This window comes from Dyella sp. ASV21, assembly GCF_016428975.1.
Classification (GTDB): Bacteria; Pseudomonadota; Gammaproteobacteria; order Xanthomonadales; family Rhodanobacteraceae; genus Dyella.
Genome location: NZ_JAELTT010000054.1, coordinates 1 through 19314, shown reverse-complemented (window position 1 = coordinate 19314; position 19314 = coordinate 1). Strand labels below are relative to the sequence as shown.

Sequence of the window (19314 nt, the reverse complement as noted above, 5' to 3'; positions counted from 1 at the left end):
CGCATGAGCATTGTGGTGTTTGGTGCCAGCAGCCAGATCGGCCGCTTTCTGTTGCCGCGACTGCACGAGCGGGGCGAACAGGTGCGGGCGCTGAGTCGCGCGCCACGCGTGGATGAGTCGTGGCTGCGCTGGTCGCACGGCTATCTGCCCAACCATGTGCCCGACATGGGCCGCCCGCTGGCGGTGATCAGCTTTGGCCCGTTGCAGCCGTTCGCTCAATGGTTATCGGCCACCACTTTTTTGTCGCCGGGTACGCGGGTAATCGCCACCAGTTCGATGAGTGCCGAATCAAAACAAGCCTCCGACGTGCCCGCCGAGCGGGCCATCGCCCAGACGCTGCGCGATGGCGAGGCGGCACTGGCGGCGGCCTGCGAGCGCCAGGGCGCGTTGTGGACGGTATTTCGTCCCACGCTTATCTATGGCGCCGGCCTGGACAAGAGCCTTACGCCCATCGCGCGACGCGCGATGCGGCTGCGGGTGTTTCCCTTGCCGGCGGGGCAGGGGCTGCGCCAGCCGGTGCATGCCGATGACATCGCCGCCGCCGTGGTGGCCGCGCTCGACCATCCGGAAGCTGCCGGGCGGGTGTTCCCCCTCGGCGGTGGCGAGCGTCTCACGGCGGGGGACATGTTCGCGCGGGTGCGCCGCAGCCTGCCGACCCCGACGCTGCCGCTACCGATTCCGGCGGCGTTGCTGAAGTTGGGACGGCACCTGGTGCCACGCCTGCGCGGCCCGTTGACCCGGCTCGACGCCAACCTGATTGCCGACAACAGCGAGCTGGAGCGGCTACTGGGCGTGGCGCCGCGCCCCTTCCAGCCCGACGCCGCTTGCTGGGGCAGCGCCCAACCGCGCTAGGCCATAGGGACCCGGAAGGGGCCCATTGCCGCCCGCTTTCCGCCTCAAACCGCCCCCGGCGTTCAGACGCCCGCCGGGAACCAGGCCCTATGATCGCCGGGCCTTCCTGTTCAGGATTCTCCCTCCTTGGCCTTCTTGTCCCGTGTTCGTGACTTCCTCAGCGCTATCTGGCCTTGGGTCCGCATCCCGTTCTGGGTCTGCATGGGTCTGTTGTTCGGCTTTGTGCTGCCGTACACGCTGGTGCTCAACAAGCGCGTGCAGGATCGCTTCAACGATCTGGTGTTCGCGGTGCCTACGCGTGTCTACGCGCGCCCGCTGCCGCTGACGGCCGGCACGCCGATGACGCCGGCCACGCTGGAGTTGGAGCTCACCTTTGCCGGCTACAGCAATGACGGCCACGCGGAGGTTGCCGGCACCTGGGCGAAGGATGGCAGCAACTACACCATTGCCTCGCGCGGCTATGCCGGCCCGGATGGCGGCGAAGTGCCCAAGCGCATTCGCGTGTCCCTGGGCAAGGGGCAGGTGGCGGGGGTGAAGGACCTGGGTAGCGGCAAGGCGCTGCAGCTCACTCACCTGGACCCCGCGCGTATCGCCACCGTGTACGGCTCGCAGCAGGAAGAGCGCCGCATCGTGCGCCTCGCCGATGTGCCGCCGCTGCTGCTTGGCGGTTTGCAGGCCGTGGAAGATCGCGACTTCAAGCATCATTTCGGCATCGACCTCACGGCCATCTTGCGTGCCTCGTTCGCCAACCTGCGCGCGGGCCACACGGTGCAGGGCGGTTCCACGCTCACCCAGCAGTTGGTGCGCAACCTGTTCCTCGACCGCGATCAGAACTTCTCGCGCAAGTTCAACGAAGCGCTGATGTCCATTCTCATCGAGGCGCACTACGAAAAAAGCCGCATCCTGGAGGCTTACGTCAACGAGGTGTTCCTGGGCCAGCAGGGTAACCAGGCCGTGCATGGCTTTGCCGCCGCCTCGGAGTTCTACTTCGGCCGCCGCATGGAAGACCTCAAGCCGCAGGAGATGGCGCTGTTGATCGGCATGGTGAAGGGTCCCAGCTACTACGACCCGCGTCGCTATCCCGATCGCGCGCTGTCGCGCCGCAACCTGGTGCTGGATCAGTTCGTGGAAACCGGCCTGCTCACCAGCGAGCAGGCTACGGCGTACAAGGCCGCACCGCTGGGCATCGTCACCAACGGCCAGTTGCCGCATAACCGCTTTCCGGCATTCATGCAGCTGGTGCGTGCGCAGATCACCAGCGACTTCGACGACGACACGCTATCCAACGGCAACCTCAGCATTTTCACCACGCTGGACCCTGCCGCGCAGATGTATGCCGAGCAGGCCATTACCACCACCACCAACAGTCTGGGCAAGCGCGGCGAAGCAGCGCAGGCCGCCGCGGTGGTCACCGAGGCGCAGACCGGCGCCGTGCTCGCCATCGTCGGCAGCAAGATCCCGGGCGACCAGGGTTTCAACCGTGCGTTGGATGCGCGCCGCCCGATCGGCTCGCTGGTCAAGCCGTTGGTGTACCTGGTGGCCTTGGCCAACCCGGAGCGCTGGAACCTGGGCAGCCCGGTGGACGACTCGCCGATCAGCATGCGCCAGCCCGATGGCAGCTACTGGACGCCCAAGAACGACGAGGGCGATTCGCACGGCATGGTGCCGATGGTCGATGCGCTGGTGCGCTCGTGGAACCTTGCCACCATCAACCTCGGCATGAGCGTGGGCGTGTCGCGCATCAAGGCGTTCCTGGAGTCGTTCGGCCTGACCGGCGTGAACCCCAGCCCCTCGCTATTGATCGGTGCGCTCGACATGTCGCCGCTGCAGGCCACCCAGCTTTACCAGTACATCGCCGCCGACGGCCACGCACTGCCGCTGGTCGCCGTGCGTGGCGTGGTCGACGGCCACGGCCAGACCGTCAAGCGCTATGAAGTGAAAACCGGTGCGGGCGAATACCAGACAGCGGTGCGCCTGGTGACCTGGGCCATGCAGCAGGTGGCGCGCTCGGGTACCGCGGCGTCCATCGGCAGTTCCGGCTTGGCCTACCTCAATGCCGCCGGTAAGACCGGCACCAGCAACGACATGCGCGACAGTTGGTTTGCCGGCTTCACCGGCGATCACCTGGCGGTGTTCTGGATGGGGCGCGACGACAACAAGCCCAGCGGCCTGTACGGCGCCACCGGCAGCCTGCGGGCGTGGCAGGAGCTGTTCAAGAAGTTGCCCACCCGTCCGCTGTCCGCGGCGCCGGGGCAGGGCCTGGAGATGGCCTGGATCAACACCTCCGACGGCAAGCGCTCGGAGGAGGGTTGCGAGGGGGCACGTCAATTGCCGGTAGTCGCCGGTACACTCTCGCAGGACGCCGAAGGCTGCTTCTGGCAGCACGTCGGCAATCTTTTCGGCGGTGGCGACAGCGCGCCCGCGCCGGCTTCCACCGCACCCAGTCGAGATTGATCATGTTCCAGCGCACCCTTCGTCTTGCCACCCTGCCGGCCGCACTGGCCGTGGCCCTGCTTGCCGCGTGCAGCCAGCCCAGCGCGCCCTCCGCGCAGGCCACGCGCCCCACGCATTCGGACGAGCAGATCCTGGCGTCCATCCGCGCCGCGGGTGAGAAAGAGAAGTCCGTCATCGACGTCAATCCGTTGCGCGACCCGGGCGTGGCCGCCCTGCAGGATGCCGCCGACGGCGATTTGCGCACCGGCCAATACGACGCCGCCGCCGGCAAGCTGGACCAGGCCATGAAGCTCAGCCCCAACTCGCCGGATCTGCTGCAGGATCGCGCCGAGCTGGCGATCCACCAGAAGGATTACGCCACCGCCGAGCAGCTGGCGCGCCGCTCCTACGAGCTGGGTCCGCGCCTGGGGCCGTTGTGCGCACGCAACTGGCAGACCGTTGCCGAATTGCGCGAGCGCGCTGGCGACGAAGCCGGCGCAGCGACCGCCGCCAAGTCCGTGGCGCAATGCCACGTCGAAGGCCTGCCGCGCTACTGAGCGCAGCCGCGCGGCGTGCCGTGGGGCCGCCGCGCGTTACCCCGCGTCGCGTTGGCGTCATTACGCCGTGCGCGTGTTCCACTTCGCTCGTGCACGCTGCGCCCAGCGCTTGTGGCGGCGGGCCTCATTGGCGGATATCGACGGGGTTATTCACCCGGCGGTATCGACAGTACCAGCGCAAAGCTTCCTTGCGGCTCGTATCGGCAACCAAGCTCGCCGCCGTGGTGGCGGGCGATCTGCCGGGCCAGCGCGAGCCCTAGCCCGGTGCCAGCACGCTCACTGGCGGCACTGCCCCGGTAGAAGGGTTCGAACACGCGATCCATCTCGTCTTCGGGTAGCCCCGCACCGTGATCGCGAACGATGAGCTCAACGCGGCCCTCCGTCGTGCGCAAACGCACCTGTACGGGCGGTTTGCCGTGGCGGCTGGCGTTGTCCAACAAGTTGCGCATCAGCCGAAGCAACAGGCGTGGGTCACCCTTGACGGTCGCGGGTGTTCCTTCCAGGTCGACGTGGTCGTGGCGCGCGCATTCTTCGGCGGCCAGCGCCAGCAGATCGACCGGCTCGGTGACCTCCAGATGCGGCAAGGCGTCCAGGCGACTGACCAGCAGGATCTCGTCAATCAAGGCATCCAATTCGCGGATGTCCTGCTGCAAGCCGCCGCGGTGCCCGTCATCGACAGCGGGCCCGATGAGTTCCAAGGCCAGGCGGATACGCGTCAGTGGCGTGCGCAATTCGTGTGAGGCATTGGCCAACATGGTCTTCTGATGGCCGACCAGCGCTTCGATCCGATCAGCGGCCTGGTTGAAGCTGCGCGCCAGTCGCGCCACCTCGTCGCGGCCCTCCACCGCAACCCTGGCACGCAGATCGCCCGCGCCCAGTGATTCCACCGCCCGCTGCAATCGCTCCAGCCGACCGGTAATTCGCCGTACTACCGGCAACACCAGAACGCCGATGACGGCGCCCAGTGTGAGAAGGCTGAGCAACAACATATGCAGTGGATGGTGTCCGCCACCTGCCGCGCTCGCGCGCAGCCAGCGACCATCCGGCAGGCGCAGCGTCCAGAGTGCATCGTCCGTGCGCGGTACATCACGCGTGCCCTCTGCGCCCGGCCCTGCGCCCGACTCGGCAATCGGTCGTCGCGCATCGTCCAGCAACGCAAGGCGTACCGGCAGCCCCCGCGCCAACTTATCGAGGGCCTGCTGTTGATCCGTCGCTGGTGCGTGTGCGGGCGGCAGGGTGTTGAGGACCACCTGCGCGAGCGAGCGCGTGATCGTATCGAACGGGCCGCCACCGCTATGCCATACCCAGGCAAAAGCCAGGGCGAAGGCCAGCAGGCTGGCGACGACGGTCAGGTAGATGCGCTGATACAGACGCGTCATGGCAGGCTCAATCCTGCTTGCGCGCGAACAGGTAGCCAGCGCCACGCACCGTAATGATGCGCTTGGGCGACTTGGGGTCGTCTTCGATGGCGGCGCGGATGCGGGAGATGTGCACATCGATGGAACGATCGAATGCGTCCAGCGGCTCGCCGCGCACCAAATCCATCAGCACATCGCGTGACAACACGCGACCGGCATGCTGCGCCAGCGCGAGCAGCAGCCCGAACTGGTAGGACGTCAGCTCGGCCTCTTCTCCCGCCACCTTTACCGTGTGCGCATCGGTGTCGATTTCCAACTGACCGAACACCAAGGCCTTCCCCGCCCCCGGAGCCTGCACCGTGCGTCGCCGAAGAATGGCGCGTAGCCGCGCGAGCAGTTCGCGCGGCTCGAACGGCTTGGGCAGGTAGTCGTCGGCGCCGATCTCCAGCCCCACGATGCGATCGATCGCATCGCCCCGCGCCGTGAGCATCAGTACCGGCAAGTCGGACCGCTCGCGTAGCTTGCGGCAAACGTCCAGCCCATCCATGTCCGGCAGCATCAAGTCCAGGATGGCGGCATCCAGGACATCCGCGCCGAGCCTCTCCAGCGCTTGTGCCCCGGTTGCCGCCTCCACTACCGCATACCCATGATTGCGCAGGTACTGGCCGAGCATGCTCGCCAGGCGCGCGTCGTCCTCTACGACCAGGATGCGTTCGCTCATCGTGCCCGCTCTCGTTCGGATGCCGCATCATAGTCGTCGGGCGGCAAATTCAACCATGCATGGATGGCCCCATCGACATACGCTGCGACAGATGCGCGACAAGCTTCTGCCGCTGAGCCTGCGTGAGTACGTTGCTGCTGTCCTCCACCAGCCGGGTTACGCGCTGCGCGATCCGGTCCTGCACGGCTATCTGCGTGGCCCGCGCCTGCTCCAACGCCGTGCGATCGATGGTGGGGGCCGTCAGCAGGCTCATCACCTGCGCATGGCCGGTGTGCAACTGCCGGAACATCGGCAGCAGATCGGCCGCGGCCTGCTTGAAGATCGGGTCCAGCGTGGCCTTTTGGGCGTCCGTGGCGTCCACTTCGATGTACAGGTGCCGGCATGCCTTGTCGATATGCTCGGCCATGTCGGCCTGCGACATGGAGCCCATCATCGGGTGCATGGCGGAAATGCCGCCGTCCGTCGCCAGCACCGCCACGCCGGCGGTCAACGCGATCCCTCCGGCGAAGCCCAGGAGCATAGCGCGCAGGGTGCGGTTCCTTTGTACGTCGTGTTCGATGGACATGGCTTGCTTCCTGTTCGGGATCGGTCGGTTCGGCCAGGCACAGCTTGCGCTCGGTGCATGAGCGCTTTGCGTCGCCTGGGTAAAGAAATGTGAAGCTGCTGCGGGGGTGTCAGACGGAGGGCCGCTCACGCAGCATCAGCACGCCCGCGGCAAGGTTCCATACGGCCTGAAGCAACAAGGTGCCGACCACGATGCTCAAGTCCATCCGCGCGCCGGCCGCGATCACCATCGCGGCCGGCAGCCCACCCGCCACCAAACCGATGTAGCCCACCACGCGCCGCGCGCCCGGGTCGCGTAAAAGCGCCACGGACCATGCGATGGCCGCCACCGATTGCAGTACCCATGCCACACGGGCGATATCGGTCAAGGCAATGGATTCCACCACGTGGATCATCCAGCGCGCCGCCTGCATGGCCTCGGGCGTACCGTTAACGAAATCCGCTGCAATACCGGTGCTGATGAAGCCATCGAGAATGGTGGCCACCAACATCAGCGCGCTGCCCAATGCGTAGGTGATCAGCCCAATCAACACCGGCGCCCGTCGCAGGTCCAGCCGCTGGGATAGCACGGTAAAGCCGTACATCAGACCGCATAGGCAGGCCATCGCCACCACATGCACGTTCTGATGCCAGGACTGTATCCGCACCATGCTTTGCAGGATTTCTTGCGTGGTCGATCCGCTGGCTCCCCGGTCCAGCGCGACGGTGGCGGTCGATACGATGGCGCTGGCCAGAATGGCAAGCCCGGCAAGGCGAATATCGCCATTGGCCGAAAGGGTTTCCGCGTGCGGATGGGGTGGGTATTGCAGCGATTCGGTGCGGGTATTCATAGCGGCCCTTTACATGTGGTCGAAACACACGGGATGTGCGGCTCGTCAAGCTAGGGCATGTGTTTGGCTGCGATATGTCGTGCCAGTAAAGAACTATGAAGACCGCCAACCCGTTGAACTGGGTGGAGCGTTTGGCCAAGATGGATCGGGATACATCTCGGGGGGAACGGTTCCATGGCCAACTTCTGGCGGGGTAAGAGGCTCGGCGATGTCGCGTGATCCCTCAGCAGGGCTGGGTACGGTCATGATCCGTCAGCAGGTCGTGCTTGCCGCCGATCTCGCTGGCACGGTGGTATTTGCGATCGAGGGCGCCAGCACCGCTGTCCACGCAGGGCTGGATCTACTGGGCGTGTTGGTGCTGTCATTCATGGTCGCGCTCGGCGGCGGCATCATCCGTGACTTGCTGATTGGTGCGACGCCGCCCAGCGCCATGCGTGACTGGCGCTATCCCTTGCTCGCGTTCGTCGCCGGGTTGGTTACGTTTCTGATTCATACACAGATTGAGGCGGTGCCCGCGCAGCTGCTGACGACGCTCGATGCGGCTGGCCTCGCATTGTTCGCCGTCGCCGGAGCGGAGAAGGCACTCGACTTCAAGATCCACCCGTTTATCGCGATGTTGATGGGTGCCATCACGGGCTGCGGCGGAGGCGTGATGCGCGACATGCTGCTCGCACGCGTGCCCATGGTGTTGGTCGCGGATATCTACGCCAGTGCGGCCTTGCTGGGGGCGGCGGTCGTGGTGGTGGGGCGCCGGCTCGGCTGCCCGCCAGCGGTGGCGGCGGTGTTGGGTTTCGTGGTGTGCTTCGCATTGCGACTCGCCGCCGTACGATTCGGCTGGCAGTTGCCAAAGATCGCCTGATGGTCGATGCCCATCGCGCTCGCTGCGAAAGACGGCATTTTATGCCCTGCGCGCGGCGCGCTCCACGCATCGGAATCGACGGATCTGCGTTGGGTGACCGGACGGCGCCGGTGCGAGCCGGCGATATCGATGGGTCTGTGCGTCAGGCTGTACTTATGATTCGGGGATGCGTTGCGTGAAACGATGGAGTGGCGTGTTCCTTGGATTGATCGCGGTAGCGCATGCCGTCGCCAGCGTGGCCGCCGCATCGCCGGATGAGGCTTCAAAAAGGGCCGCCGAGCTGGTGGCGCGCATGACGCCCGCAGAGAAGGTGGCGCAGCTGCAAAGTGCGGCACCGGCGATAGCGCGCTTGCGGGTGCCTGCCTACGATTGGTGGAGCGAGGGTTTGCACGGATTCGCTCGCTTTGGCGAAGCCACCGTTTTTCCCCAGGCCATTGGCTTGGCGGCCAGCTGGGATACCGCGCTACTGCACGCCGTGGGTGCCACAGTGGCTGCCCAGGCGCGCGGCAAGTTCGTGGCTACCGGCATGCGCGCGGATCACGGGCGCTACAACGGCCTTACGATCTGGTCGCCCAACATCAATATCTTTCGCGACCCGCGTTGGGGGCGAGGGCAGGAAACCTATGGCGAAGATCCACGCCTGACCGCATCGCTGGGCGTGGCTTTCATCGAGGGGTTGCAGGGCGACGATCCGGAACATCCCACGGTCATCGCCACACCCAAGCATTTCGCCGTGCACAGCGGTCCGGAACTCGGACGCCACGGGTTTGACGTGGACGTGTCCGCCCACGATCTGGAAGATACCTATCTGCCGGCCTTTCGCGCGGCGATCGTGGAGGCACGCGCCGGCTCGATCATGTGTGCCTATAACGCCATCCGTGGCATCCCCGCGTGCGCGTTGCCCTGGCTGCTGGGAGAGCGCTTGCGCAAGGATTGGGGCTTCCAAGGCTTTGTCGTCTCCGACTGCGATGCGGTGGACGACATGACCGCGTTTCATCACTACCGGACGGACAATGCCGGATCCTCGGAAAGTGCGCTGCACGCCGGTACGGACCTCAACTGTGGTACCGCCTATGACAGTCTGCGCACGACGTTGAATCGCGGCACGCTCGACGAGCACGTGCTGGATGAAGCGGCGACACGATTGTTCGCCGCCCGCTATCGTCTGGGCATGTTCGAGGCGCCCGCGTCCACGCCTCGTGTCGATCCGGCGGCCGATCGCGCATTGGCGCTGCGCGCGGCAGGCGAGTCGATGGTGCTACTGAAAAACAGCGGTGGCATCCTGCCATTGAAGCCAGGCAGCCGCATTGCCGTGGTCGGCCCGAACGCGGATGCGTTGTCGGTATTGGAGGCCAACTACCACGGCACCGCGCACCAGCCCATCACGCCGCTGGCGGGGTTGCGCACGCAATTTGGCGCCGCGCAGGTGCATTACGCCCAAGGTGCCTCGCTGGCGGAAGGTGTACCTGTGCCCATCCCGGAGACCGCACTGCGTACGGGCGGAGCCGAGGATAGGCCGGGCCTGTTGGGCGAATACTTTCGTGGCAGCGAGCTTTCCGGGCGGCCATCGGTCACGCGCATCGATACCAGGATCGATAGCGATACCGATCACATCTCGCCCTTAGCGCCTCTGGGCGCCAAGGACTATGTCGTGCGCTGGACCGGCCAGCTACTGCCGCCCGGCCCGGGCGACTACACGCTGGCGGTACGGGTGGATCGTTGCTTCGACTGCGCGGGGCATGATCCGGTGCGCCTGTACCTGGATGGCCGCTTGATTGCCGCGAGCACGGGCAGCGATGAGCCGCCGCAGGCGCAGCTGCATTTCGATGACGCACGGCGGCACGATCTTCGGCTGGAATGGCAGCACAGCGGCGACGATCAGGGTATCCACCTGGAGTGGATAGCCCCTGCCGATGCACAACTGGCCGAAGCCGTGCGCGCGACGCAGAGCGCGGATGCCGTTGTCGCGTTCGTGGGCTTGTCGCCGGATGTCGAAGGCGAAGAACTCAAGATCGACGTGCCCGGCTTCATGGGTGGCGATCGTACGGATATCGGTTTGCCAGCGACGCAGCGGCGTCTGCTGGAAGCGGTGGCCGGGCACGGAAAGCCGCTGGTGGTGGTGCTGATGTCCGGTAGCGCCGTGGCGATGACCTGGGCCAAGGAACATGCGGACGCGATAATCGTCGCGTGGTATCCGGGCGAGCAGGGTGGCGTGGCGGTAGCCAAAACCGTGGCGGGCACGATGAACCCGGCGGGGCGTTTGCCCGTCACCTTTTATCGAGATGCCCGCGATCTCCCGCCCTTTATCGATTACGGCATGAACGGGCGCACCTACCGTTATTTCTCGGGCGAGCCCTTGTACGCCTTTGGCGATGGATTGAGTTACACCACGTTCGCGTATGACCCGGCAACGCTGTCCACGCAGCGCGTGCAGGCAGGGGAGCCGTTGGAGGTGGCGGTGGACGTGCGCAACACCGGCTCGCGCGCGGGCGATGAGGTCGTGCAGGTTTACCTTTCCTATCCGGATGCGCCCAGAGCGCCGCGCCGTGCGCTGGTGGCGTTTCAGCGCATTTCGCTGGCTGCAGGCGAGCAGCGCAGTGTGCATTTTCGTCTCGATCCGCGCGCCTTGAGCCTGGTCGATGTCGATGGTGTGCGCGCGGTAAGAGAAGGGCGCTATGCGCTGTTCGTGGGCGGCCACCAGCCCTTGTCGGGTCAGGTGCCGGTAACCTTCCGCATCGTTGGACAGGCCAGCGTGCCGCGCTGAGCCGCCAGCCTTGGTCAGCGCATGGGGCGCGTAGTGGTTCCGCGCGCGGATGGCGCTGCGGCGCGCCCGCTTCCACGGGCGTCGGCGCGCGGCCCGAATGATAGAGTAGGGCTTTCCATCACGACGACGGCGCTATGAGCAACCAGCCCTTCTATCCCATCGGCACACCCGGTCAAGCGTGGGGCACGACAGAATTGGCCGCGTGGCGCGCGCTGCGAGTGAAGCTGCGCAGCTATGCCGACGACGTATTGAGCGTTATCGATTCGCTGCGCCAGCAGTTTGACGTGGCCCCCTACGGCGCCCTGAATTACGACACGGAGCACTACCCATTGCTGGTCGTTCGCAGCCGCGACTGGCGCAAGGATTTACCGGTGTTGCTGGTGACGGGCGGCGTGCATGGCTACGAGACCAGCGGTGTGCATGGTGCGCTCCAGTTCCTGCAGCAGCATGGCCATGCGTATGCGGGGCGAGCCAACCTGATGGTGGTGCCATGCGTGAGTCCGTGGGCATACGAGCGGATCAATCGCTGGAATCCGGATGCACTCGATCCCAATCGCAATTTTCGCAAGAACAGCCCTTCGGGCGAATCGGCGGCGCTGGTGAATCTGTTGGAGCCGCTACGCGATGTCGTGCTCATGCACATCGATTTGCACGAAACCACCGATTCGGATGAGTCGGAATTTCGTCCGGCCTTGGCTGCCCGCGACGGCAAAGATTTTGAGCCTGGCGAGGTGCCCGATGGCTTCTATCTGGTCGATGACATCGACAACCCGCAGCCCGCGTTCCAGCAGGCAGTGATCGAGGAAGTAGCCAAGGTGACGCACATCGCCGACGCCGATGCCCGTGGCGAGATCATCGGAGCGCCGCTGCTGCTGCCGGGCGTGATCAAGTTTCCCGTGAAGCAGTGGGGCTTGTGTGCGGGCATTACCAACGCACGCTACGCCACCACCACCGAGGTCTACCCCGATAGCCCGCGCGCGACACCGCAGCAGTGCAACGACGCGCAAGTGGCGGCGATACGCGCGGCGATCGATTACGCACTGAACCATCGCCAAGGTTGATGCAGTGGCGCGCTGAACGGGGTTCTCCGGGCGTTTAGGCGGAGCGGTATGAGAGGCGTCCATTGCCGCCCCACCTGCGCGGTGTGTCGCTAAGCAGTGGCGCTCTAGCGAGACGCTTGAGCCGGCGGTTGGCTCAAGCGGCCTGTGACGGGGGAGGCGGCAACGCCTCTCCTGCGCCCCGCAGGACTCCGGTGCCCGGAGCGCAGGTAAGTACGGCCGTCATCACGAATCGTACCCCAGCTTCAGCTCCAGCCGTCGCCCGAATCGCTCCAGGGTAATGCCGCACGCCCGGCACCAATCCAATAGCTGGAGCGCGTCGGTGCGCACGATGCCCCGCTCCACGGAGCTGACGTAAGTCTGGTTGCGCTTCAGGGCCTGACCGAGGTCAATCTGGGTGAGTTGAGCCTCCACCCGTATTTCGTACAGCAACCCCCGAACCGCCTCGTACTCGGGGCGGTTAATCGATCGCGGGGCGTACTCCCTGGCCGGCTTGCGAGGCAGGGTGCGTTTGGTGGACATGGCAACCCGAAATGGGACGGGTTACCTACCCTATACTCCACTCACCATTATTCGATCATCATTTAACTGATATTCCGTTATGCTTCGGCCAGCCGCGTTGTGTCGCGGCCAGAAATGCTGCGCCGGCATCAAGAGGTATCAGCCAGGGGAAATCGTCAGATAACTACGCGCCGTATCTCCGGTCTTGGGGCGGTGCTTGCTTTGCCATACCGCTCGCACCTACACCCGTGAGGTGAATCGTGGCACTCCCGATCATCATAGTTATCGTTGCCCTCGTCTCATGGGCGCTTGGCATCCTCGCGATGCGGCAAAAGCGCAGGGTGCGCGCGTTCGATGTGGCCTCCATGAGCGCGCTCCAGGCCCAGGCCCGCGACGAAGCCAGGGCACAATCGGGCGCGCTGGCTGATCTGCCGCCGTGGCGCACCTTGCAACCCCGCACCGATCACCCGTTTCTCGACCCCCCCGTGTGGGAGCGGCTCACCGAGTGGGGCGACACCATCGAAAGCGGTATCGAGGCGAAATATGCGAGAGAAGAGGCGGCGCTGAAGTTGGATGGGGATCAGTACCGCCACCAACTGGATGAACTCAAACGGCTGGAATACACCCGCGCGCTGTCTCGCTACGAAGCCAATGCGCGCCTGGTTCAGCATATTTGCTCGGTCTTCCAGCACGAGGTCGATGTCAAAGCAGGCCCCACGGGTGAGCACACCTTTGGCAAACAACTCGCCCAGGATCGGCTCTTCGTGCAGTTGTTGAAGCAACGAGTCAGCGCCGAGGCCAAGTCGCAAGGCTGGAGTTCGGAGCGACTGGATGCCGAGATCCAAAACGCGCGCAGTTTCTGGGCTCCAAAGGCATCGTGGACCACGAGCCCGGCCCGGTTCATCAGTGTCGTATTGAAGACCCGGGAGACATGACATGGGCGGCTCGCGCGACGTGGACGACAACTCAGGCAATGCCAGCAACTACGAGCTTATCCAAGCCGCCGAGCAGCAAGCAGAAGCCGACAAACAGGACGGGATGCAGCAGTTCTATCGGGCTTCTCGGGCCGATAGCACCAGGACTCGCGAGGCATGGGCAAGCCTGGACGGCATGTTCAAAGCCATCCACGATCGCATCGGCCCGGTGGACCCTGAGGCCGTCCGTCGGCGGGACGCCTTGTATGACCTTCTGGAGGACAACGGTGTGGAAGCCATGGCCCTGCTCCAGGTACTCAAGGAGCTGTACCAGGACGAGGCCGTTGACGTGGCCATGGCCGTGGAGGCGGACATGCGTGCCGCCTGGAATCATTCGGAAGTAGAAGCCATACAGGTAGCGCAGGTTCACTCGTTGCACGAGGCGCGACTGGCAAAACGCGCGCGTACGCTGCGATAGCTCCAGCACGTCCAGCAATGGGCCTGGCCAGCAACGGTGGCGCCTATACGGGCTACTTCAAGGACGGCCCGGGATCACGGGGCCACGAACCGCCGCTCCCTGCCCGAGCACACGGCATCCATCATGTCAGTGCCGCGTCGAGTGATATCGACGTGGTAATGGCTCATGCCTGTGACCTGGGCGCCATCAAGTACGCCTACCGGTTCAATAAGATCGCGAGCCATCAGTCGATCGGCAACCGCCATTGGCGTGGTCACAAGCCGTCCATGACCAAGCCGGAAGAGGTAGTGGATATCCTCCTGCCTTAGTCCATCTCCTTCAGGCATAACGTCTCCCGCGCACACCCAATGTGCGCCGCGATAGCTCGCGCCAGGCTTCACCCAGTCGTAGGGTCGAGCACGATGCTGCGCTCGGTAGCGTTCGATATCTGTACGCTGCACAACATTAGTAGCCGCCCATCGCGACTCCAGCGCGTCACCATGTTTGCGCCAGTCGCTCAACCTTGTCACTGTTGAAGGTTTTAAGCCTGCCTCTTCGGGTCGAGAGTGGACCTTTCCAGAATATAGCCGTAAGCGTCTGCCGGTACCCATGGACAGCCCCAGTGGAATATTCAGCGCTTACCGGAATGGACGTTCAACCTAAGGCGACGTACCGATATTTGGACGTCCAAGCTGACCCCAGTCCCCACGCTCGCAACGCCTCCATCATCATCACTTCGCCATATCCCTCACCCCTTATACGCCGCAGCGCCTGACAGACTCACCATTTTCCCAATGGAACATCCGCCATGCCTCGCGTCCGATGGATCGGCCTGCTCGCCGCCTCGCTGTTGAGTGCCCACGCGTTTGCCACCGTCACCGGCAGTGAACCGCTGCTGGATCCGCAGCAACGTCCATGGGCGCCTGAAGCACCCATCGACCAATTTCCACTGTGGCCCGAGGGCATGAAGATCGCCCAGCCGTTCGGTCCCAAGAGCGAAATGTTCGGCACCGCCAAGCCTGCATCCGACAAGGCCGGCAAGCCTGTCATCTTCGTCGAACACGTGATGCGCCCCACCATGGCCATCTACCACCCACAGGGAAAGAACACCGGCACCGCCGTCATGGTGTTTCCCGGCGGCGGCTTTCACCTGCTTGCCATCGACCTGGAAGGAACCGAGATTTGCGATTGGCTCACCTCCAAGGGCATCACTTGCGTGCTGCTGAAATACCGCGTGCCCGGCTCCGGCCCGTACTACTCGTATGAATGCAACTGCGCGCGCCAACCCATCGCGCCCATGGCACTGCAAGATGCGCAACGCGCTATGGGCCTACTGCGCGAGCGCGCGGCCAGCCTCGGTATTGACCCGCACAAGATCGGCGTGATCGGCTTCTCCGCCGGTGGACGCATGGTGGCTGACATCAGCAACCACGCCACGCGCGCCTACCCCCTCATCGACGCTGCCGATCGGCAACCCAGCCGACCAGACTTTGCCATTGCCGGGTACCCCGGCCACCTGTGGAAAGAACCAGGCCTGACGCTGAACCCCTCGGTGAAGATCGACCCGCACTGCCCGCCCACATTCATCGTACAAGCGCAGGACGACGCCACCGACGACGTGCGCGAATCGCTCACCTACTACCTCGCGCTTACGCAAGCCGATATTCCCGCCGAATTGCATCTTTTCCCGCATGGCGGCCACGCGTTTGGCGTGCGCAAGGGAAACGAACCCGTCGGCCAGTGGACTCAACTGGCGGAACGCTGGATGACTAGCATCGGCATGCTGCCCGCGCCCTGACCCACTGAAAGCGCGTCGTCCTTGCGCAATGCTGGCTACTAACAATGTCCGCTCCGGGGTGGGGATTCAACCGGTCAACGCAACACTTTGATGAAATCGTTTTGCGCGGAATCTCAATCTTCTACGCATCCTCAGCGGCATCTCTAACGATCCCGCTGTGTCAATTAGGTCGGATTACCCCTGGATTTAGGTACGTCCAGCCTGCTGGCCCTCGAGCAAAGAATCTGAGCCTGGAAGCCACGTCAACGCACCTTCTGCCGTCGTCGTGTCGGGGTGTTGCGTTGACCGGTTGACATCGCAGTTGCAAAGGGTGCCCAGCCGGTAGCCGGCGTCGGCGCACCTAGCGCTTGGGCTCCCAAAGCTCGATCTTGTTTCCTTCGGGATCCAAGATCCAGGCGAAGCGGCCGTTCGGGTCGTTGTCGTCCTGCTTGAGAACCGTGACGCCCTTGGATCGCAATCGCGCGAGCAACGCGTTCATGTCATCCACGGCGTAGTTGATCATCAATCCACTCGTCGATGGCGCGAAATAATCCGTTGTTGCGGGAAACGCATTCCATGCCAGCGCGGGAGGGTGCTTTGGCGCGTCATAGCGAAGAGCCGCGCCTCCCCAGGCCTCTACCGGCATGCCCAGCACATCGCGATACCAGGCGGCGAGCGCCTTGGGGTCCTTCGCTTTGAAGAAGATGCCGCCGACACCGGTGATGTGTCCGGCGGGTGGCGTGGATGCAGCCGCCACCAGGCCGGTCATGGAAAGTGCACTTAGACACAGCAGGAAAATCAATCGCCGCTTCATCCAAAACCTCCCGGTTTATATGAGTTGCCCCATCGCTACTGCACGTGTGGCCGCCGTGGGGCGTGGGCCGGCCTCAGCACGCTCGAGCATAGTCATCTGGTGCTCTAATGGCCCCCGGCCCCACGATACGCTCACCTCCAGGATGCGCTCATGACCACGATCGGTAGCCCGCTTCAGCGTGAAACGCCTCGCTATCGTGGCAGCGTTGCGCCGGTGCTCATCATAGCCTTGCTCTTTGGCCTGGCCCACATGGTGACCAACGGGCAGTACGGGTTTCATCGGGACGAGTGGCAGTTTCTCAGTGACGCACAGCACCTGGATTGGGGGTTTGTTCCCTATCCACCGCTAACGGCGGCGTTGGAGCACCTTGGTCTGTCGATGTTTGGCCTGTCCCTCGTGGGCCTGCGGCTGTTTTCGGTGCTTGCGCAGGTGCTGGTGATTTTCGCCAGCGGCATGATGGCGCGGGACCTCGGCGGCGGGCGACCGGCGCAAATCTTTACGGCTGTCGCGGTGGCGCTTTCGCCGCTGCCGATGTTCCAGGCGACGGAGTTCCAGTATTCCTCGTTCGATCTGTTGTGGTGGGTGCTTATCGCCTGGTGCGTGATTCGTCTGCGTCGGGATGACGAGCCACGCTGGTGGCTGGCCATCGGACTGCTCGCGGGTCTTGGCCTGCAAACGAAGTATTCGATCGCATTCGAACTGGCTGGCGTGCTGGTGGGCGTGCTACTCACCGACGCACGGCGCTATGTCACCCATGGCTGGTTCTGGGCCGGTGGCGCCATCGGGCTACTGGTATTCGCGCCCAATTTGGTTTGGCTCATTCGGCACGACTTCGTTTCCTACCATTTCCTGCAGGGCATCCATGCGCGCGACGTACGCCTGGGGCGCGCGGACGGATTTCTGCGCGATCAATTCCTTTTGAATGCTAACCTGTTCGTCGCCCCCATCTGGCTGGCCGGCTTGTTGGCGTTTTTCAAGGATCGCCGTTATCGCATGCTTGCCTGGATGTATGTCGTGCCACTGCTGCTCTTCCTGTTGGCGAAAGGGCGCTTCTATTACCTTTGCGGCGCTTATCCGATGCTGCTAGCGATGGGTTCCGTGGTTGGCGAGCAATGGCTTGGCAGCATGCGCAACGCGTGGCGTGTCGGGATAACCGTGCTGGCGTTTGCCGGCGTCTTTGCCATCGGCATCTATGCAACGCTTCGCATTGTCCCCATCGCTTCCAGCGGCCCGTTGCGTGACTTTGCGCTGCGGAACAACGGTGATCTGCGTGAGGAAATAGGCTGGGACGAACTGGTTGCGCGTGTGGCCGCCATTCGGGATGGCCTGCCCGCCGAACAGCAGGCGAACCTTGGCATTGCCGTGGGTAACTACGGCGAGTACGGTGCCATCGCCTTGCTCGGGCCGCGCTATCACCTGCCTGCACCCATCACCACCATCAACTCCGGCTGGCTGCGCGGCTACCCCCAGACGCCACCGACCACGCTTATCGTGCTAGGCAATTCCCGCGAGGATGCCAACGCGCTGTTCTCCGACTGCCGCGTCGCTGGTCACACGACCAATGCGCTTGGCATCGTCAACGAGGAAAGCGGCGATCACCCCGATATCTATGTCTGCGGGCCCTTGCGCAATCCATGGAGCGAACTATGGAAGCGCGGGCCGGATTTCGGTTGAGTCGCCGCAGCCCTGGCGATGCTCTGATTTTGATCGTCATCCCAGCGAAAGCTGGGAACCAGTGCCTGTAAATCGTTGCGCCTGGAGGCACGGGAAGCCCAGCCCTTTGGCGGCTGAAAGCCCCCGTTTTCGCGGGAGTGACCGGCAACTTGTCGTTTGATCGGTAAACATGGCGGGCACGCACCTCAACCGCCATGAGGGACTTCACCTCGGTAGTCCACGTTGCACTCCATCCCATTCTCTCGTTTTCCCCGAGCGTCCTTCGGCGGTAACCGTTACTTTGAAACATGATTTCCTGTCGGCATCCGAAGGAACTCGAACACCAACCACGCCACTCCAACCGGACAAGCCAACCGCGGCGGCTCCGAGTCTCGGTTGCGCGTCCAGAACATTTTTTTGGGGGATGTCGTATCCCATACTCACGTTGTAGAGATCCGGAACATTTCGTAGCGCGGAAGTCCAGCCGCAAGTGACAGTGACCACCCATCTGTCAATCTGCCCCAGCGATGTCGTGTCACTCGATGGCAGCTTTAGAAAATAGTTGTCCTCTCTGCGGATTCCGGTCGGGTTGAACTTCGGTTCCGGTGCACGCTGAACACCCCGCTGGTGCTGACCAGGGTGCTGGTGGGCTTTTACGGCTATATTTTGGAAAGGTCCGCTATCGACCCGAAGCGGACAGTTCTGGCGACTCATAGGAGTGGATGGATGCAGGCTGTAAAAAGCGGAGACGTCTACAAGATCGCCAGAATCACCGGTGCGCAAGACAACTTTCTCGGCGTGAGGTTTGCGGCTCGGGACGGGGAAATAGAGCTGGTTGCCCTAGGTCCTAAGGACGCCCGCAAGATAGGTGCGGAGCCCGGAGAGGTGCTTAGGCAAGTGACTATCGGACTGGCCGACGTCAATCTGGAACTGGGTACGAGCTATTGCCTATCGAAGATCTTCTATCTTCCGAGCGAAAGCACGGCTAATTCCGTATACGAATTGTTGATCGCCGCGCTCGTTAAGAAGATTGAAGCTGGTGATATTACTGAGGGACCTTATCCCGAGCGTCCTGCCACCCAACATTTTGAGTAGAAATGCTGTGAGAGTTCACATGAGGTGGAAGGTGGCATTAGCGGATGTCCTGATAGTGGTTGCGCTCTGCGGGCCGCTTTATGGGCTCGCCTTAGAGCGGAGCTACC

Annotated in this window: 18 protein-coding genes; 12 read left to right on the top strand and 6 right to left on the bottom strand. The window is 63.8% G+C overall.

Features of this window, described 5'->3' with window-relative positions; all coding sequences use genetic code 11:
* Positions 1–3 precede the first annotated feature (3 nt).
* The 3 genes from JHD67_RS15905 to JHD67_RS15895 all read left to right on the top strand — a co-directional run bounded on the left by JHD67_RS15905 (position 4) and on the right by JHD67_RS15895 (position 3842).
* On the top strand, positions 4–852 hold the full coding sequence (locus tag JHD67_RS15905) for an NAD-dependent epimerase/dehydratase family protein (protein ID WP_199100211.1): 849 nt from the start codon (positions 4–6) through the stop codon (positions 850–852).
* 201 nt (positions 853–1053) lie between these two features.
* Entirely contained in the window at positions 1054–3306 is a 2253-nt protein-coding gene (gene mrcB, locus JHD67_RS15900; protein WP_199100219.1) for a penicillin-binding protein 1B, read from the top strand.
* A 2-nt stretch (positions 3307–3308) separates the two neighbouring features.
* Positions 3309–3842, top strand: a complete 534-nt coding sequence (locus JHD67_RS15895) for a tetratricopeptide repeat protein (RefSeq protein ID WP_199100210.1) — start codon at positions 3309–3311, stop codon at positions 3840–3842.
* A 146-nt stretch (positions 3843–3988) separates the two neighbouring features.
* Here the strand turns inward: JHD67_RS15895 and JHD67_RS15890 are convergent, their stop codons facing one another.
* The 4 genes from JHD67_RS15890 to JHD67_RS15875 form a co-directional block, all read right to left on the bottom strand.
* Positions 3989–5221 (bottom strand): HAMP domain-containing sensor histidine kinase, encoded by a 1233-nt coding sequence (locus JHD67_RS15890; RefSeq protein WP_199100209.1) that lies wholly within the window; start codon positions 5219–5221, stop codon positions 3989–3991.
* 7 nt (positions 5222–5228) lie between these two features.
* On the bottom strand, positions 5229–5921 hold the full coding sequence (locus JHD67_RS15885) for a response regulator transcription factor (RefSeq protein ID WP_199100208.1): 693 nt from the start codon (positions 5919–5921) through the stop codon (positions 5229–5231).
* A gap of 49 nt (positions 5922–5970) precedes the next feature.
* Positions 5971–6486 (bottom strand): periplasmic heavy metal sensor, encoded by a 516-nt coding sequence (locus tag JHD67_RS15880; protein WP_199100207.1) that lies wholly within the window; start codon positions 6484–6486, stop codon positions 5971–5973.
* Positions 6487–6595: 109 nt separating this feature from the next.
* Positions 6596–7315, bottom strand: coding sequence for a hypothetical protein (locus JHD67_RS15875; RefSeq protein ID WP_199100206.1), 720 nt, complete (start codon positions 7313–7315; stop codon positions 6596–6598).
* Positions 7316–7559: 244 nt separating this feature from the next.
* Here JHD67_RS15875 and JHD67_RS15870 point away from each other — a divergent pair, with 244 nt between their 5' ends.
* From JHD67_RS15870 to JHD67_RS15860, 3 genes are all read left to right on the top strand, one after another.
* A complete protein-coding gene (locus tag JHD67_RS15870; protein ID WP_199100218.1) occupies positions 7560–8174 on the top strand; it encodes a trimeric intracellular cation channel family protein in 615 nt (204 codons plus the stop codon).
* Between the two features lie 292 nt (positions 8175–8466).
* A complete protein-coding gene (locus JHD67_RS15865; protein ID WP_233171959.1) occupies positions 8467–10938 on the top strand; it encodes a glycoside hydrolase family 3 C-terminal domain-containing protein in 2472 nt (823 codons plus the stop codon).
* Between the two features lie 134 nt (positions 10939–11072).
* Complete coding sequence (locus tag JHD67_RS15860) at positions 11073–11999, top strand: M14 family metallocarboxypeptidase (RefSeq protein WP_199100204.1); 927 nt, start codon at positions 11073–11075, stop codon at positions 11997–11999.
* A gap of 222 nt (positions 12000–12221) precedes the next feature.
* Here the strand turns inward: JHD67_RS15860 and JHD67_RS15855 are convergent, their stop codons facing one another.
* Positions 12222–12518 (bottom strand): helix-turn-helix transcriptional regulator, encoded by a 297-nt coding sequence (locus JHD67_RS15855; RefSeq protein ID WP_199100203.1) that lies wholly within the window; start codon positions 12516–12518, stop codon positions 12222–12224.
* A 239-nt stretch (positions 12519–12757) separates the two neighbouring features.
* Between JHD67_RS15855 and JHD67_RS15850 the strand changes: the two genes are divergently transcribed.
* The 4 genes from JHD67_RS15850 to JHD67_RS15835 all read left to right on the top strand — a co-directional run bounded on the left by JHD67_RS15850 (position 12758) and on the right by JHD67_RS15835 (position 15666).
* Entirely contained in the window at positions 12758–13432 is a 675-nt protein-coding gene (locus JHD67_RS15850; protein WP_199100202.1) for a hypothetical protein, read from the top strand.
* A gap of 1 nt (position 13433) precedes the next feature.
* Positions 13434–13889, top strand: a complete 456-nt coding sequence (locus JHD67_RS15845) for a hypothetical protein (protein WP_199100201.1) — start codon at positions 13434–13436, stop codon at positions 13887–13889.
* 158 nt (positions 13890–14047) lie between these two features.
* Positions 14048–14197, top strand: coding sequence for a hypothetical protein (locus tag JHD67_RS15840; RefSeq protein WP_199100200.1), 150 nt, complete (start codon positions 14048–14050; stop codon positions 14195–14197).
* A 479-nt stretch (positions 14198–14676) separates the two neighbouring features.
* Positions 14677–15666 (top strand): alpha/beta hydrolase, encoded by a 990-nt coding sequence (locus JHD67_RS15835; RefSeq protein WP_199100199.1) that lies wholly within the window; start codon positions 14677–14679, stop codon positions 15664–15666.
* 340 nt (positions 15667–16006) lie between these two features.
* On the opposite strand, the gene JHD67_RS15830 is transcribed toward JHD67_RS15835, so the two are convergent.
* On the bottom strand, positions 16007–16459 hold the full coding sequence (locus JHD67_RS15830) for a VOC family protein (RefSeq protein ID WP_199100198.1): 453 nt from the start codon (positions 16457–16459) through the stop codon (positions 16007–16009).
* 150 nt (positions 16460–16609) lie between these two features.
* Here JHD67_RS15830 and JHD67_RS15825 point away from each other — a divergent pair, with 150 nt between their 5' ends.
* Both JHD67_RS15825 and JHD67_RS15820 read left to right on the top strand, forming a co-directional pair.
* The gene (locus JHD67_RS15825; RefSeq protein ID WP_199100197.1) at positions 16610–18133 is read left to right on the top strand and encodes a glycosyltransferase family 39 protein; all 1524 of its coding nucleotides are present in this window, start codon (positions 16610–16612) and stop codon (positions 18131–18133) included.
* 705 nt (positions 18134–18838) lie between these two features.
* Positions 18839–19207 (top strand): hypothetical protein, encoded by a 369-nt coding sequence (locus JHD67_RS15820; protein ID WP_199100196.1) that lies wholly within the window; start codon positions 18839–18841, stop codon positions 19205–19207.
* Positions 19208–19314: the final 107 nt, after the last annotated feature.